The following is a 15904-nucleotide window of genomic DNA, read 5'->3' on the forward strand; positions in this document are numbered from 1 at the left end:
AACTAATGACAATTATGCAAACAGTCTATATGATTAGGAATATATTCACGAATGTCATGTTAATTAACATCAATTCACATCAAGGAATGAACACCATCAGGCTGTAGGAAAGGGGCTACCTATCATGGCTATACAGATACAAGGCGTATCCAAATCATTTGTCAGCGCAACCGGAGAAGATATTCAGGTCCTGGCTGAGGTTTCGATGCAAATCAAGAAGCAGGAGTTCTTCAGTATCGTGGGACCGAGCGGCTGTGGCAAGAGTACGATCTTCAATATTATCGCGGGTCTGCTCAAGCCAACGAATGGCAAGGTTATCGTCTGTGGCGAAGAGATCGATCAGACCACCGGGCATGTCGGCTATATGATGCAGAAGGATCTGTTGCTTCCTTGGAGAAGCATCCTGGACAATGTCACGCTAGGATTGGAAGTGAAGGGCATGTCCAAAAAAGATCGTGGCGACATTGCCATGGATTATCTGGACCGTTATGGCCTGGCTTCATTCGCAGGAGCCTATCCCTCCACCCTATCAGGCGGTATGCGCCAACGTGTAGCCCTCATACGCACCCTCGTTACTCAGCCCGATATTATATTACTGGACGAACCCTTCTCCGCACTTGATTATCAGACCAGACTCATTCTGGAAGATGAAATCTTGTCCATCCTGAAATCCGAGGGCAAGACAGGCGTGCTTATCACACATGACATTGAGGAAGCCATCGCCATCTCCGACCGCATTGCCGTTATGAGCAAAAGGCCAACAACCGTGAAACAGATCTACGATATTGGCCTCGCCTCGCAATATGGCTCAGCACTGAAAGCCCGCTCCGACCAGAAGTTCAAGCAGTATTTTGAATCGATCTGGTCAGAGCTTGATATCCAAATGGGGAGGATCAGCTAATGAAGAGCACATCACCTGAAATTACCCTTGCCGGAAAGCCTGCTGGAGTTGCGAAGAACAAACGCAGACAGTCCACCTTTTCCAAAGAATGGCTGGTAACGATGCTATGGCGGTTCATTATTGTTGCGGTCATCCTGGTGATCTGGGAATCCGCCGTTCGCTTGAAACTGGTTAACGGATTCCTCATGGGATCGCCAAGCGCCATTCTCGATGCCGCCATCACCATGGCTAGCTCAGGACAACTGCTTACAGACGCGTTCGCAACGGTGAATGCCACCGTTATCGGCTTCGTAGCCGGAAGCTTAATCGGCTCATTGGCAGGACTGCTCATGTGGTATTCCAAGTCCGTTGCCCGTGTGCTCGATCCATTCATTGTAGCTATGAATGGCATCCCGAAGATTGCCCTCGCTCCGATGATTATCATCTGGTTCGGTTCAGGCATCTTCTCCAAGATTGCTCTGGCCTCCGTGGCAACGTTTATCGTAGCGCTGTTATCCGCTTACCAAGCGACTCATCAGATCGACGAATCCCAGATTAATCTGATGAAATCCTTCGGTGCAAAGAAATCACAAATTTTCCGCAAAATTATCGTTCCTTCTTCTCTGCCATGGATCATCTCAGCCTTCCGGATCAATATCGGTTTGGCATTGGTGTCTGTCGTAGGTGGAGAATTCATCTCTTCTGACAAAGGACTCGGACATATGGTGTTCGTCGAAGGCAACCTGTTCAACCTTCCGGCCGTATGGGTTGGCGTGTTCATGCTTATGCTGGTCGCCATGCTCCTCTACACCTGTGTCGGTTATATCGAATCCCGTCTCCTTCCATGGAATGACAACAAGACCAGCAGCAAATCCACATCTGTATAGCTGACCTACAACGATTAAAGGGGACTGATGACTAATGCGTACATTCAAAAAGATAGCTTTTCTAGCAACGATGACGGTTATATTGACTACACTGCTCAGTGCATGCGGCAGCAATGCCACAACACCTGCGAGTGGCGCAGGTGCATCTAATAGCGGGGGGCAAGCAAATACGCAGGTGGACAAAATTATGGTGTCCGAGGTGTATCACAACCTGCTCTACCTTCCGCTATATGTAGCGAATAACCAAGGATTCCTAGAGGAGAATCGCATTGAGCTAACCTCCATTCGCGCTGCCGGAAGCGGACCAACGGCATTGTCTTCGGTGATCTCAGGCGAGTCTGCGTTCTCTTTCCACGGTCCTGAGCATGTCGCATTCGCTAATGCGAAGGGCGGAGATGCTCGCTCACTGGCCCTTTTATCGGGTAGTGCTCCAGTATGGGCGGTTGCGCGAGAAGGAGTAACTGTGAATTCAACAGCGGATTTCAAAGGTAAAACCATCGTTGTCGGCTTGGCACCTACAAGCTCAAACAGCTTACTGCGGAAGCTGTTCGCTGACAATAACATCGATATCGACAAAGATGTGACGATCACCGAAGTTCAGAATGGCTCCGAGCTTGGTGCTGTATTAGCCGGCAAAGCCGACATTGCTATCGTTTACGAACCGCAGCTGGATCAAGGCATTGCAGAAGGACTGCATATTGTCCATGATTTCACCAAGGATTACCCTGACTTTGCCTTTGCAACGATGAATACAACCGCAAGCTTCATTGAAAAGAATCCTGATCTCACCCAGCGCTTTGTCACCTCTATTGAGCAAGCGCTGGACTACATTCAATCGAATCCTGAAGGCGCAAAAGCAGTTGCCGTGAAGGAATTCCCGAATCTGGACAAGAACGTCGTGGAGCAAGCGGTACAACGCATGATTGACAGCAAGGTATATCCTGCGGAGGGACTCATCAATGAATCAGCATTCGAGACCGCAATCGACATGCAGCGCTTCATCGGCAATTTGAAGGAGGACCTCGCTTACGAGGAGATTATCGATTCAAGCTTCACCAACTAGAGAGAGAAAGGGTGATTACTCTGAACCAGGACGACTATCTCACACACCGCCTTACAGAAAGTGCCAAATATGCGGACGGAGTTATTACGAGCGAGGAGCTTGCCGTATTTACAGCCGACTTGGAGCTAATTAGAAGCTTCAAGTTGCCAGAAGAAGTTGGACCCAATCCCCCGCATAGGAGGGTGCCTCTGCGATGATTACGAAACTACTGAACGAGCTGACGATTGCCGAAGCCGCAAAACTGATTAAAAACAAGACCATATCTCCTGTCGAGCTTACGAAATCCTATTTGAATCGCATTGAAAAAGTAGAGCCTGCTGTGCAAGCCTTCGTTACGGTCAGCGCCGAACAGGCTTTGCAGGCCGCAAGAGAGTCTGAGCGCAAGCTGATGAATGGCGAATATCTCGGTCCTCTGCACGGTATTCCATATGGAGCCAAAGACATTATCCATACCGCTGGCATACGCACCTCGGCCGGATCAAGTACCTTTCCAGACTTCGTACCCGGAACGAATGCTACTGTGATTAATAAGCTTCAGGCTGCAGGTGCTATCCTGCTCGGTAAGACAACAACGACGGAATATGCCTTCCAAGGAGGAGAACCACCTACCCGCAACCCGTGGAATCTAGAACATACGCCGGGCGGTTCCAGTTCAGGTTCCGCCGCTGCAGTAGCGGCCGGCATGGCCTCCTTCACACTCGGAACACAGACTTTCGGATCTCTGCTTAGACCCGCAGCTTACAACGGATTAACCTGTATGAAACCCACTTACGGCAGGGTTAGCCGTAACGGTGTCATCACAGCCAGCTGGAGCCTGGATCATATTGGCGCCTTCACTCGATCGGCCCAAGATAACGCAATCGTTCTTGAAGCGATGGCCGGGCAAGATGAGCTGGACTCCTTCACGCTTCCTTATGGCAAGCCAGACTTAACAAATGCTCTTGAGCATCCTATATCAGGAATGATGGTCGGGCTACCGAGCAGTTTCTTCCAGACTGATGAACCGGCGATCTTGTTAGCCGTAGAATCGGCAATCGCTGTGCTTGAGAAGCTGGGCATGCAATGGAAGAAAGTTGACCTGCCTTCTTATATGGAAGAGACCATTGCTGCTCATCGTACGGTTATGCGGGCAGAAGCTGCCGCCTTCCACCAGGAACGCTTTGCAGAAGCGTCTGATCGTTACGGACATACAATGCGAGAACAGCTTGAACTCGGCTACCAGACGAGTGCTGTTGACTATTTGCAAGCACAGCGAATCCGAACGATATTCCGGAGCGAAATGATGATGCTTTTCGATGAAGTGGATGTGTTATTGACTCCATCGACACCATATGTGGCCCCATATGGCTACAAAACGGGAAGCCCGATTTTCAACGGACCGTTCACCAATACGGGTCTACCGTCCATCACCGTACCCATCGGGTTCGATACCACCTCAGGGAAGCAATTACCTATCGGCATGCAGCTTGCTGGTCCACTCATGAGGGAAGACCGCTTGTTGTCCATCGCCCATCATTATCAGCAGGCTACGAACTGGCATCAGCTAACACCAATCATACACACTCATTAGGAAAGGAATGACAGCTACGATGTCTACCATCATACATGCAAGTGCAGCACCCAAGTTCCCGCTTCCTTTCTCTCATGCCGTCCGCGCAGGAGATTTGGTCTACGTCGCAGGTCAAGTAGGTGTCGATCCACAGACGCTTGAGCCCATCGGCGGCATTAAGGAGCAGACTGAGCAGTGCATTCGCAATATTGAGGTGATCCTGCAAGAAGCCGGACTTACACTCGATCATATCGTGAAGGCAACCACCCATCTCGCCCGTGTGGAGGATCAGTCCGAATACAATGAAGTATATGCGCGAATGATTAAACAGCCATATCCTGCCCGTATTACCGTATTCAGCGGGTTAGGCCCTTATTTAATTGAGATGGAAGTGTTGGCTTATGCACCATCCGTTCGGGGAGAGTAGTGCATCACAAAAGCACCTGTACCCTTAAGATGGGTACAGGTGCTCACTTTGTCGAGAAACCCGATTCTCATTTGAGAGACGGGTTTCTTTGGTGTTCCTATTTTGTTTTGAAGCGGGATGATTCTTCTGCAAGTTGTTTGGTGAGTCCATTAATGGTCTGCACCAGCTCTGCCAGATGCCCAGTCATGCCCGATTGCTCTTGCATCGTTGCCGTAACTTCCTCAATGGATGCCGAGACCTCTTCTCCTGAAGCCGACAGATTCTGTGCAGCTCCAAGCACATCATCCTTATCTCGCTCAATGGACTCGATCTCGGAAGCGATCGCCTGTACCTGATTCATCATATCCTGCATATTTTGGGTGACAAAATTAAAGGTTTCCTTGGTCTGGCTTACACTGCTCTTATGCTGCTCCGCAATCGCCTCAATGGCATGTACACTGCGGTTATTCTGCTCCACATGTGCTATGGTCTGCATCACAATACGATTGATATCCTCTGATTGCGCCGTTGTCTGCTCAGCCAGCTTGCGGATCTCGGAAGCAACGACTGCGAAGCCACGCCCCTGATCGCCAGCTCTCGCCGCCTCGATGGAAGCATTCAATGCCAGCAACTTGGTCTGATTCGCAATCTCGGCAATCGTGCCCGTAATCTGATGAATACCGGAAGAACTCTCAGCAAGTTGAACCGTAATCTGTGAGATGTTGCTCACTTCCGCCTCATTCTGTCCATTTACCGCAATAAGAGCATCGATGACCTCATGATTATTTTTAAATGCGTCCGTGATCTCATCTGCCTTAAGCATAACGGACTGTGACATCTCATTCACGTTCTCAATCTTGTTCCCAACATTCATGAATTTATCCACGATGGATTCCGTGTCGTTCGCCTGTGATTCCATCGCCCGTGAAATCTCAAGGGCTGTCGCTGTTGTATCGGTTATCGAAGCCGACGTCTGCTGTGCAGACTGGTCCAGCTCGGTCGTGCTTGTATTCAGGACCCCGATGGAACGGTTCATGCTGGAGATTAGTTGTTTGTTCCCCTCGGCCATCGTGTTGAAGCTGTCTGCCAGTTCTTTGAATTCACCGGTATACTTGCCTTCTGCCTGCACAGTCAGATCTCCTCCGGCCAACTGTTTGAACAACAGCGTTATTCGGCTAATCGGTCTGGTCACCAGCTGCGAGATCAGGATACCTGCGATGATAGACACAGCAATGGCACTGAACAAAACAATGTACATTTGCTTCGCCATACCTACCAGCGGCTTCCGTACATCCGTATATGTATCCTCGACGATCACGGTCCAGTCGGAACGCGGAATCTTCGAGTAGAATACCACTTTCTCGTCCGTACTCACTTCGCCCTGTTGCAATGTATCACTTGGAGCCAGATCGATCAGAGACTGGTACTCCCCCGATTCCAGCGGTTTTCCTGCCAGACTCTCGTCTGCCGAATGATACATGACCGTTCCGATTCGGTCCAAAATAATGACTTTACCCTCTTCGTTAATCTTGACGTTCTGCAACTGATTCACGAAGAATGATGTAGAAGCGGTAGAGACAAGTACCCCTTCCACTTGCTTGTCCTCATTGTAGATTGGAGATGCAAACACCGTACCCAATGTGCCCAACGTCTTGGAAATGATGCCTTCGCTAATGACGTTACGTCCCTTGATGGCTTCCTGGAAATAGGCACGGTCTGCCCTTTCACCTCCAAGTGACTCCGGGTCGTTCGCTGCAACCACGGTTCCCTTGCGATCCACTAGAATCAGAACACTGTTGCCCTCCATGCCAGCTAAACTATCTGCCAATATCCCATTGGCTTTATTAACAAGTTCACTGTTTTCCTCGAAAAATGCTTCGTTATCTTCGCCCTCTGCTGCATTCCGAATCTCCAGCAAATCTTGGAATGTCCGATGTGTTGTGATCAGAAACGTAGACTGCTCTTCCAGACTGAGTGAGGTAAATAGTCCTGCACCAATCCGGTCAGAGGTCGACTGAATCTCATCTCTGCTTTTGTCCAATGTAATGTCCTCTGCCACTTTGTAACATAGCACTGCCGTCACGGCCAGTACGACGCATACCAGTTGACCGATCATCAATGGTAATTTGAACCGAAAAGACATGTTGGTCAAGCGTTGCCTCGCCTTTGCAAATAACATGAATACATTCACCATCCATCCTCATTCTTGTTGGGTCTAAATATAATATGGGTTAACTTTATATCGGTCGTTATTAAATAATCATCCAGCACTAAAACGCTTACAAAAATATTTTTCTTATCCTTTGGAAGTGGATAATTGTAGGTCCAAGGCCGCTGTTGACGATTGGAAAATGTAGACTTTGGGTTAATACAAAATATGACATCAACATCGTATAATGTATGAAATACATATCGTGCAGGAAGAGGGACGACTTATTGAATACGAAAATGCCCACTTTATTAAATGTCATCCGTGCCCTGTTAGGGGTACAATCCATCTTCATTGGGATTTCCATGGCATTCCTTATTGCAGATCTATTCCGTAATAGTGCGGATTACTCCGCGTTTCCGCTATCTGATCAGATCGCCTATTTTGCAAGTATCGGGCTCCGAGTCCTCTTGGTTCTGGTTCCCCCGATTCTGACCATCGTATTTATCTCCAGACGAAGTTATAAGCTAACAATTACATTTATGAGCCTGGCCTTATTTTTTGGCGTTGTGTTCTTTCAGAATTTTCTCGTCTTGCTACACATCTTTATGTTGCTTACCCTGTTGCTCCACAAGCCCAGCAAGGTGTATCTGAAGCAGGAAAGCTCTCGGGAAGAATACAACCAGAACAATCTGAGGTTATAGGTTCGAAGAGAATAGGAGAAGTGGTATGGTAAAGACAGCATTACCCACGCTATTAAATGTCGTGCGCATTTTGTTGAGTGTAAAACTGATCTACGTGATTGTGTCCTTTATCGCGTTCCTCATTGACTTCAACCAGAACATGGAGGCCTATCTCGCCTTCTCATACAAAGGAAATGATCTGGCTTACGCCTCTGGCGTAATTATAGCCAGAATGTTGTTTATCATCGGTCCCAGCCTGCTCGCCGTTATATTCATCACCAAGAGAAAGTTCAAGCTCACGGTGACGTTTCTGAGTCTGGCCCTATTCGTTGCCATTCCGAATGAGAGTAACCTGTTCACCCTGGTTCATCTCTTCGCCCTGCTCATCGTGCTCTTGCACCGTCCAAGCAAGTTGTATCTGAAACGAAAGGACACCCGTGTTAATGAGGCAGTGATCGAACCGAAGGATTAATTTGAAAAGGGGATCAAATGACATTGAAGTCCAGAAAAAACGGTTGAGCGTACAGGATATGATGTCATAATAAAAAACAAGGACGTTCCTAAGTAATACAGGAAGGTCCTTGTTTAATGTGTCTCACTATAAAAAGTGAATGTGAAATTTACAATTACAGTGCAGCTTGATAGATTTGTACTACATCTTCACGCTGCAATTTTTTGAAGAATCCGAACGGACCGAATCGCATTGCTTTATCAGCCATCGCATCAATCTGACTGTCGTCGATGTCATAGTCAGCCAGACGGCTAGGGGCACCAATTGAATTCCAGAAATGGCGCAATGCTTCAATGCCTTCTTCAGCGACTTGTTTATCCGACTTTCCAGCAGGATTGATATCAAATACATTAACGGCCATACGTTTGAATCGATCTACATCCACATCCAGATTGTGCTTCATCCAGTGCGGGAACAGAATGGCAAGGCCACCCCCATGAGGAATGTCATAGACGGCCGACACGGCATGTTCAATATTGTGAGATGCCCAGTCCCCGGCAAGACCCATATTCAGGACATCGTTAAGCGCCATTGTTCCACAGTAGAGAATGGTTTCGCGCAGTTCATAGTTTTCCGGATCTTTGATCAGGCGAGGAGCTGTATCGATGACGGTACGAAGAATCGTCTCACAGAATCCAAGCTGGACCGGTGTATTCGTATCCAGATGGAAATAATGTTCAAACACATGAGACATCATGTCCACCATGCCGTATACAGTCTGATCCAGTGGTACGGTGTATGTGTACTCTGGATCAAGAATGGAGAACGCCGGGAAAGAATACTCGCTGAACCATGCCCATTTCTCCTGCGTATCCTGATTGGTTATTACTGAACCGTTGTTCATCTCGGAGCCTGTCGCTGCCATCGTTAGAATTGTACCCAGTGGAAGTCCGCCTTCCGGGGTTGCTTCGCGCACAACAACATCCCACATGTCTCCATCGTATTTGGCTCCTACTGCAATGGCTTTCCCGCAGTCAAGTACACTGCCGCCGCCAACCGCAAGAACCAGATCAATGTTATGTGTTCTGCATAGTTCTACGCCCTTATGAACCGTAGACAGACGAGGGTTCGGTTCTACACCAGCCAGTTCCGTCACCTCTGCTCCGATTTCATTCAACTGGCTGATTACCTGATCGTACAGCCCGCTACGTTTGATGCTTCCACCACCATATACAAGTAAAATACGCTTTCCGTATTTTGGAACTTCGGTTTGTAGTGCTTGAAGTTGCCCTTTGCCAAAAATCAGCCGGGTCGGATTGTAAAACTGAAAAGATCTCATAACGTATGTTCCTCCAAAGAAGTCTGAAATTTTGTGCATCCATCATTATAGTTCTCTTTATTCGTAAAAACAAATACAGGCAAGAAGGAGATAACAGATGAGTATGAAGTCTGTCATGGCTAAACAATGTTTTTTTTTGAACAAAATAAGCTCCTGCCAACAAAGTGGCAGGAGCTTATTTCATAGGAATTCAACATAAACATCGCATGATTCATGCTTCCATGACAGGCATGCTATACGTCCCCTCAGATATTAAGAATTTAGTACCTAGATTCTAACCCAGATCGGCAATCCGCTGTTCAATACGTGGAAACAGCCCAAAGGCATTCTCGTAGAATACCTTATCATGATGCTGCTCCGGTACAAGTCGGCGGACAAATTCGGCATACAGATCGATGGGCGCAAGCGGCCAGTCGGTGCCAAACAACATTTTCTCGTAATGATCCGAATAGACCAAGGCCCGGCGGAAATGATCCATGAACAGAGGCTCGTTCATGAATCGTTCAAAATGAGGCCGATCCCCCACCACAAGACCAGACAAATCCGCGTACACGTTAGGATTCTTCGCCACCACTTCAGCTGCATCCATCACCCAGGGATCACCCAGATGACAGATCATGAAGTTCACACCGCGCTGTTGAAAGGCTAATTCATCCACCGTCAACGGATGCGAATATTTGAGCAATCCATTCATGGAGTACGTGTCACCCGTATGAATCACGACAGGCAGGTTGTACTTGGCTGCGAGTTCATAGACCGGGGTATAGATTTTGTCATACACATAGTGATGATAGTATCCGGCATAGAGTTTGATTCCGGCTACTTCAGGGGATTGCAGTCTTGCTTCAATAGAGTCAAGCTCGTCCTGAGCGTTTTCACCATTTAGCGCATTGGGATTGATCCCCACACATTCCATGAGGAATGACGGAACTTTCTCTTCTAGGTCAAGTCCCATCGGGTTAGGGGAACTGGAATCCGGGAACGCTCCCTTCGTCTGCTCCGTAACCCCCATTCCAATGCCCAGAATGACGTCGTTTTTATCAAACTCCGCTTTAAGACCTGCGGCTGAGTAATCCACTTTGGATAGATCGATTGCTGTTCGGTGAAAGCTGTCGATGTCCGACAGATGAATGTGAATATCAATGATCGGCATGTGAAGCCTCCTTTTCATCGGTAGAAGTTGCAAAATTAAGTTTGAGAAGGTCATGCACATCCGCTGAACTTAGCGGGATTGGCCCCAGGACAAGATATGTCGGCTCCGTCCAGACTGTTTCCCCGTGCTGGATTGTCAGATGATGATTCACGTTCAGACCCGTCACCTGATTATTGGCAAACCCCCATGCACTCTGATTCGGGTAACGATGGACCGCATGCAGCATGTTCTCACGCGAAACCGATCCGACTCGCAAAAGGTCTTCAAGTGGCAAGCCCACATCCACCTTGCCTAGCGGGAATCGATCTTTACCCGGTTGCTCGATCCAACCTTCCGCAAAGACAGATGAAGGCTGGAGGAATCGTTCCTCCGCAAGCGAGTAATTCGTCAGCGTCAGGCCGCTTTCGTTTGTCACTTCAAGCAGCGTGCAGAGCACAGGAACACCGGGCAGCATCAGATAATGCTGATGGATCGTGATTCCCCGATTCGCTTCATGCTTCTCAATCCGGGTGGTCAGCTTTATACCCTTCCAGACGTTGCCGTATTGATCCTTGTGCTCTGTCCAGGAAGCGGCTCTCTGTTCCAGCTGGCGGCTGAAACCATTCATGCCTGGAACTCCCACACCAAGTCCACCGTACCACGGATTCCACCACGAGCGTGGAGCCGGTTCAGGGTACGAGCTGTCCAGCCATTCTTCTCCTGCAACTTTCAGAGAGTGTACTACACTCCCGAATTCAGGAGCAACGGCGATTGACAATACTCCATTATCTACGGTGTACAGTGGTCCAGATGAACCTTCTTCAATCTTCTGCTTAACCTCTGTTCCACTCTGCGGGAACCACAGGGCCGTTCGCTCCTGAATCCGATCTTCGCCCCGGTATAGCCCACGAACTTTCCAACCACTTACGTGCTGGTGGCGGTCCGCTTCGTCTGGTGAAAATGTCAGCTTGGCGGAGTTTAGGTTCTGCTCCGAATTGAATTCCTTCACATTTGCCATAACCTCCGGTTCGCCATCCCGCTGTACATACAGCTCCAGCTTGCCCGCAAGTGGAACCAGTTTATGTTCAGTCAACGTTGCTTGTAGCACGTCCGGGGCAAATGGATTCCCCTCACTCAGTGTCAGATCCAGATGACTGTCCAGCAACGGAATGACAGGGTTACGCTGCTTCCGTGCAAACGCACGGAAATCATGCCATTTGGCAAACGTGTTCAAAGCATATACAGTTGCTTTGGTCCGCACAACGGCTCCTGCGGCAATACGGCCAAGCTCATGCTGCAACCCCAGCGTGTATTCCGGGCGAAGCAACTTCAGAGAAGGGTCCCAATATATGCCGCTGGCACCATACTCTTCTTTGCAGAACAGCCAGTTCTCCGTAATCTGTGAGCTATTCCAATGGTTCGGATCACCCGCATAATCATCGCCCATGTCCACGAAGCGCCCCTGATAAGGAAGGATCAACCTGTTACCATAGAACCCGAAGTTGTTCATTAGAAACAGGTCTTCTTCCCAAGCGCTGTCTCGTGTATTCTCAACCTCGTGGTGGAATTCGGCGACTCCATTCGCAGACAGCTTGACCACGGACTTGATCTGCAAGCCAGGGAAATCCTCCGAGTCATACCGTGCTTCAAGAACCTGACGTTCACCTTCGGGATAGATATTCACTTCTTTTGCTTGTTTCTTGGATAACTCTTCGGCAAACGGCTTACCCAGCTTCGGATAAGTCCACCAGAATGAATGACGGGAACCGGGATATTCAATCCACATGACATTATCATGCTTGTTCATATGGAGCGAGAATGCGCCATTGACGGCCACCCATTGATCCTCTATCTGCCCGCCATATTTGCCTTCGATTCCCTTCATCAGGACAGAAATTTTGCTTGTAAAAGAGATCGCATGGTTCCCCACTGGGACAGCCGTCACTTCTACTTCTTGGAAATATAGACCATATGAACGCAAGGTGAAGGGTACTGGCACAGACATTTTGCCTTTGGCAGGCACCGTAAAGCGTATCGAACGCTCCGCCCATTCAAGGAATTCATCCTCAGGCAGGTTCAGGCTGAACTCCGTTTCGGCATCCACATTATTTTCCGCATTGAGAATTAACTCCGCCGGGATGCCTGGATAGAGCTCTTTCACGGGCAAAACGGTCTTGATCTTGGCCGGAAATTTCGGTGCAATACCTAACCTGAACTCCGCTTTCTTACCACCGATCAACCATGTGCTGGCAACAACGGGATGGGTCTTATTGTTATTCTGTTCCTCTGTAATCGGATCAAGGTGAAACTCACCTTCCACGATGATGGTTTCTCCCGGAGCCACTGCTCGTGCGACGTCCAGCGCAAATCGAATATTTTTGTTATCCTCACCCTTGATCTCGACCGCCAGTTCGGACTTAGAAGTGTTCTTCATGCGATAGCGAACCTTGTAACTGGAACCGAATACCAGATCATGATCATCGACCTCTGTTGAGATTTCGTAATCCGGTGTTTCGAGGGCAGTCAGCCCACGACCCGACTTTTCAAATTCAGCCCGCAGGGAGACATCTCCCTTTTTCCACGTGTAGTCAAAGAAATCAAAACCACGCTCCCGTCGACCATCCGGCTCGATCACGAGTTCACGCGTGCTGTCTGCATACCAATCCAACTCCTCGAAATAAGGAGCGAGTGCTTCGGTCTGCAAAATGGTGGGGATGAAATTCATCAGATGCACATTATCATCTTTTTTCTCCCAGAAGAATCCACATTTCTTGTACATCGGTACAGCCTTTGTATTGCCTGCCCACGTGAACAGATCCAGGCGGGGCCATCCGGCCTCAACGGTCTTGCGCACAGCATTCAGGATCAGGTTCCGTCCGACCTTATACCCGTGATAATCGGGGCGTACGTTAAGCAGCGGTACATATAGCGCTCTCTCGTCATAGCGGTAATGAGCAAAACTGCAGAAGCCAACAACCTCTTTCTCATGAACGGCTAGAAACGCATAAAGATTGGACGAACTCTCCATCTCGCGGCGAACCGTTTCCTCTGTTCTAAGGTTGGTGCCACCTCCCCAGCTTTCATTACTGCGGTTCCACATATCCGCGAGTGCGGCAGCGTAAGAGGGATTGTATTCAATAATATGGATTTGTTCGATAATCGAAGTTACGGTCATGTTCTGATCTCCTTCTCTTTATGTACAGGATGGTGAAGAAGCTAGTGATAGTCTTATCATACTATATTTGGAAGCATTTTCAGAGAATTAAAAATCTTTCTTTCCAACTTATATGTGCCTTTCGGAAGCTCTTGTTAGAAGCGTCAAGGATGGACGAATCTATTTAGGCATGAAAGAAAAATCCATGTCTTTTAGTTAGACGTGGATTTAGGAATATGATCAGCTACTAATTTTCAATTATGCCAATATAGAACGGACATTGCGTAGAACTGATTTCATAAATTCAGAGGTTGGTTCGGCATGCCCCGCAATTTGGATACGTCGTTGCCGCACATCAAGACTCTTCAACTGATCCGTTAAAACAACACCTGAAAATGGCAGCTCTTCTGGTAGTGTAACTTCAAAAGGATAATCCTTGGCTTGACTCGTTATGGGACATACAACGGCAAAACCCGTTATTTCATTGAATTCAAGTTCCGATAGAACAATAGCCGGTCGTCTCCCGGCTTGCTCATGACCCGCTTGAGGATCAAAGTCAAGCCATATCAGATCGCCTCGTTTGGGAATAATCAAAGTAACTCGTTCCCTTCAGTACCAAAGTCTATTTCTTCATGTCTTGTATCCCGTTTCACTTTAGAGAGCAAAGTCTTTAGATGGTTACGTAGTTCCTCATTGGACTCTACAGGCTTGGTTTTTGGACGCAACAACAATTCATTATCTTCTGTCACCAAGATCTCGATTTCCGAGCCTTCTTCCAGATTAAGACGCTTAAGCAATTGGTTAGGAATGCGAATTGCACTGCTATTTCCCCATTTGCTAAGTGTGGCTGTAGTCATGGCAATCCCACGCCTTTCGTTTGATTGATGCTCCAATTATACCTCACCTCCCTACAGTTGTATATCCATATGATATACATGAAACAATAAAAGGATACATTGTATTCAACCATAATATGGATCTGGTCGATAATCGAAGTTTCGGTCATGTTCTGATCTCCTTCTCTTTATGTACAGGATGGTGAAGAAGCTAGTGATAGTTTTATCACACTATAATTGGAAGCGTTTTTAGATGATTATATCATTGCCTGGTATCCACTTATGTATGAAGTGTCAATGAATCCATTCAACCCTTATGTATGGGTAAACATATTGCCGCAGTGTGCCCTGAAATGGACATCCATGTGAACTTTGACAAGCTCTATTCGCTATTGTTACTCTTTGTACAGGAGTGTTTCTTTTAAATATAAAAAAAGATAGATTCATGGAGGGAAAGCATGACAGAATGGATCACGCAATTTATACTCTTTTTTAAAGATTTGTCATACGCAGGTCTGGTCATTGCCTTGTCGTTTGAATTCGTACCTGCTGAACTCGTACTGCCCATGGCGGGATATTGGGTGTATCTTGGGGATATGAAACTTTGGCTGGCTATACTCGCTGGTACCGTAGGTGGAACGTTTGGACCTCTGACGTTGTATGCTCTGGGACGATATGGCGGCAGACCGATGGTCGAAAAATTCGGCAAGTATTTCTTGATTCGCCCCCACCATCTGGACGCTTCCGATAAGTTCTTCGAGAAATATGGCAGCGGGGTAGCTTTCTATGGACGTTTTGTACCCGGCATTCGGACCGTGATCTCCATCCCATGTGGAATGGCGAAGATGAATGTGTTTAAATTCAGTATCTTTACATTCTTGGCCATGCTTCCGATCACCTCATTGTACATCTACTTAGGCTTCAAATTAGGCTCTCAATGGGAGCATGTGGATGAGATTGTTAAACCTTATATCGTTCCGGCAGCGGTGGTTTTCTTAGGTGCTTTTGGATTGTACGTGCTTTTGAAACGTTGGAAAAGAAGAACGGCTTTGAACAAGTCATAGGCTTGGTGAAGTAAGGAAAAGAGATGGGAAGTCAGAGGTGCTTGTTACTCATTGACTGACTGGTGAGAATACATGTTAAACCCCGCCGATCGTGAGGATCAGCGGGGCTTTTGTTTAAGTGACAACAAAAAACATAAGGGGAAATAATAAATACAAATAATTCATTTGAAGCAAACTCATACAATCAATGGAGAACAAAATCATTAAACTAACCCCAACGCTAATGCTGCTTATCAATTACCAAATGAACTTTATTCAGCAATGCTTCATTTTCCTTACTTGATTTGGTTAATTATAAATATATCCTGTAA

The 15904-nt window shown here is 47.6% G+C and carries 14 protein-coding genes; 8 read left to right on the forward strand and 6 right to left on the reverse strand.

Going from position 1 to position 15904, the window contains the following annotated elements; genetic code table 11:
- Positions 1–124 precede the first annotated feature (124 nt).
- The 5 genes from NYE45_RS22215 (at position 125) to NYE45_RS22235 (ending at position 4806) form a co-directional block, all read left to right on the forward strand.
- Positions 125–901: an ABC transporter ATP-binding protein gene (locus NYE45_RS22215; RefSeq protein ID WP_340014032.1), complete on the forward strand. Its 777-nt coding sequence runs from the start codon at positions 125–127 to the stop codon at positions 899–901.
- A complete protein-coding gene (locus NYE45_RS22220; RefSeq protein ID WP_340014034.1) occupies positions 901–1767 on the forward strand; it encodes an ABC transporter permease in 867 nt (288 codons plus the stop codon). Before NYE45_RS22215 ends, NYE45_RS22220 begins: the two co-directional genes overlap by 1 nt.
- Positions 1768–1801: 34 nt before the next feature.
- Positions 1802–2830 carry an ABC transporter substrate-binding protein gene (locus tag NYE45_RS22225; protein WP_340014035.1) on the forward strand — a complete coding sequence of 343 codons (1029 nt, stop codon included), beginning with the start codon at positions 1802–1804 and terminating at the stop codon, positions 2828–2830.
- A 193-nt stretch (positions 2831–3023) separates the two neighbouring features.
- A complete protein-coding gene (locus tag NYE45_RS22230; protein WP_340014036.1) occupies positions 3024–4400 on the forward strand; it encodes an amidase in 1377 nt (458 codons plus the stop codon).
- Between the two features lie 19 nt (positions 4401–4419).
- Positions 4420–4806 carry a Rid family hydrolase gene (locus tag NYE45_RS22235; protein ID WP_076332825.1) on the forward strand — a complete coding sequence of 129 codons (387 nt, stop codon included), beginning with the start codon at positions 4420–4422 and terminating at the stop codon, positions 4804–4806.
- Positions 4807–4903: 97 nt separating this feature from the next.
- Here the strand turns inward: NYE45_RS22235 and NYE45_RS22240 are convergent, their stop codons facing one another.
- A complete protein-coding gene (locus NYE45_RS22240; protein WP_340014038.1) occupies positions 4904–6964 on the reverse strand; it encodes a methyl-accepting chemotaxis protein in 2061 nt (686 codons plus the stop codon).
- Positions 6965–7233: 269 nt separating this feature from the next.
- On the opposite strand from NYE45_RS22240, the gene NYE45_RS22245 reads away from it, so the two are divergent.
- Together NYE45_RS22245 and NYE45_RS22250 are read left to right on the forward strand one after the other, a co-directional pair.
- Entirely contained in the window at positions 7234–7638 is a 405-nt protein-coding gene (locus tag NYE45_RS22245; RefSeq protein WP_340014039.1) for a hypothetical protein, read from the forward strand.
- 25 nt (positions 7639–7663) lie between these two features.
- The gene (locus tag NYE45_RS22250; protein ID WP_340014040.1) at positions 7664–8089 is read left to right on the forward strand and encodes a hypothetical protein; all 426 of its coding nucleotides are present in this window, start codon (positions 7664–7666) and stop codon (positions 8087–8089) included.
- A 154-nt stretch (positions 8090–8243) separates the two neighbouring features.
- On the opposite strand, the gene NYE45_RS22255 is transcribed toward NYE45_RS22250, so the two are convergent.
- From NYE45_RS22255 to NYE45_RS22275, 5 genes are all read right to left on the reverse strand, one after another.
- Positions 8244–9407, reverse strand: a complete 1164-nt coding sequence (locus NYE45_RS22255) for an iron-containing alcohol dehydrogenase (RefSeq protein ID WP_340014041.1) — start codon at positions 9405–9407, stop codon at positions 8244–8246.
- 274 nt (positions 9408–9681) lie between these two features.
- Positions 9682–10560 (reverse strand): TatD family hydrolase, encoded by an 879-nt coding sequence (locus NYE45_RS22260; RefSeq protein WP_340014042.1) that lies wholly within the window; start codon positions 10558–10560, stop codon positions 9682–9684.
- Complete coding sequence (locus tag NYE45_RS22265; RefSeq protein WP_340014043.1) at positions 10547–13714, reverse strand: GNAT family N-acetyltransferase; 3168 nt, start codon at positions 13712–13714, stop codon at positions 10547–10549. Before NYE45_RS22265 ends, NYE45_RS22260 begins: the two co-directional genes overlap by 14 nt.
- Before the next feature lie 237 nt (positions 13715–13951).
- Complete coding sequence (locus NYE45_RS22270; protein WP_017687002.1) at positions 13952–14287, reverse strand: type II toxin-antitoxin system PemK/MazF family toxin; 336 nt, start codon at positions 14285–14287, stop codon at positions 13952–13954.
- Positions 14284–14586, reverse strand: coding sequence for an AbrB/MazE/SpoVT family DNA-binding domain-containing protein (locus tag NYE45_RS22275; protein WP_051449997.1), 303 nt, complete (start codon positions 14584–14586; stop codon positions 14284–14286). The genes NYE45_RS22270 and NYE45_RS22275 overlap by 4 nt, the downstream gene beginning before the upstream one ends.
- Positions 14587–14987: 401 nt before the next feature.
- Between NYE45_RS22275 and NYE45_RS22280 the strand changes: the two genes are divergently transcribed.
- Entirely contained in the window at positions 14988–15593 is a 606-nt protein-coding gene (locus tag NYE45_RS22280) for a DedA family protein (RefSeq protein ID WP_211082661.1), read from the forward strand.
- Positions 15594–15904: the final 311 nt, after the last annotated feature.

The organism is Paenibacillus sp. FSL K6-1318 (assembly GCF_037976905.1).
Lineage (GTDB): Bacteria > Bacillota > Bacilli > Paenibacillales > Paenibacillaceae > Paenibacillus > Paenibacillus amylolyticus_A.

Excerpts from the sequence above, each read along its gene's own strand:
- NYE45_RS22215 (WP_340014032.1), top strand. The coding sequence starts at position 125 with ATGGCTATACAGATACAAGGCGTATCCAAATCATTTGTCAGCGCAACC.
- NYE45_RS22220 (WP_340014034.1), top strand. The coding sequence starts at position 901 with ATGAAGAGCACATCACCTGAAATTACCCTTGCCGGAAAGCCTGCTGGA.
- NYE45_RS22225 (WP_340014035.1), top strand. The coding sequence starts at position 1,802 with ATGCGTACATTCAAAAAGATAGCTTTTCTAGCAACGATGACGGTTATA.
- NYE45_RS22230 (WP_340014036.1), top strand. The coding sequence starts at position 3,024 with ATGATTACGAAACTACTGAACGAGCTGACGATTGCCGAAGCCGCAAAA.
- NYE45_RS22235 (WP_076332825.1), top strand. The coding sequence starts at position 4,420 with ATGTCTACCATCATACATGCAAGTGCAGCACCCAAGTTCCCGCTTCCT.
- NYE45_RS22240 (WP_340014038.1), bottom strand. The coding sequence starts at position 6,964 with ATGTTATTTGCAAAGGCGAGGCAACGCTTGACCAACATGTCTTTTCGG.
- NYE45_RS22245 (WP_340014039.1), top strand. The coding sequence starts at position 7,234 with ATGCCCACTTTATTAAATGTCATCCGTGCCCTGTTAGGGGTACAATCC.
- NYE45_RS22250 (WP_340014040.1), top strand. The coding sequence starts at position 7,664 with ATGGTAAAGACAGCATTACCCACGCTATTAAATGTCGTGCGCATTTTG.
- NYE45_RS22255 (WP_340014041.1), bottom strand. The coding sequence starts at position 9,407 with ATGAGATCTTTTCAGTTTTACAATCCGACCCGGCTGATTTTTGGCAAA.
- NYE45_RS22260 (WP_340014042.1), bottom strand. The coding sequence starts at position 10,560 with ATGCCGATCATTGATATTCACATTCATCTGTCGGACATCGACAGCTTT.
- NYE45_RS22265 (WP_340014043.1), bottom strand. The coding sequence starts at position 13,714 with ATGACCGTAACTTCGATTATCGAACAAATCCATATTATTGAATACAAT.
- NYE45_RS22280 (WP_211082661.1), top strand. The coding sequence starts at position 14,988 with ATGACAGAATGGATCACGCAATTTATACTCTTTTTTAAAGATTTGTCA.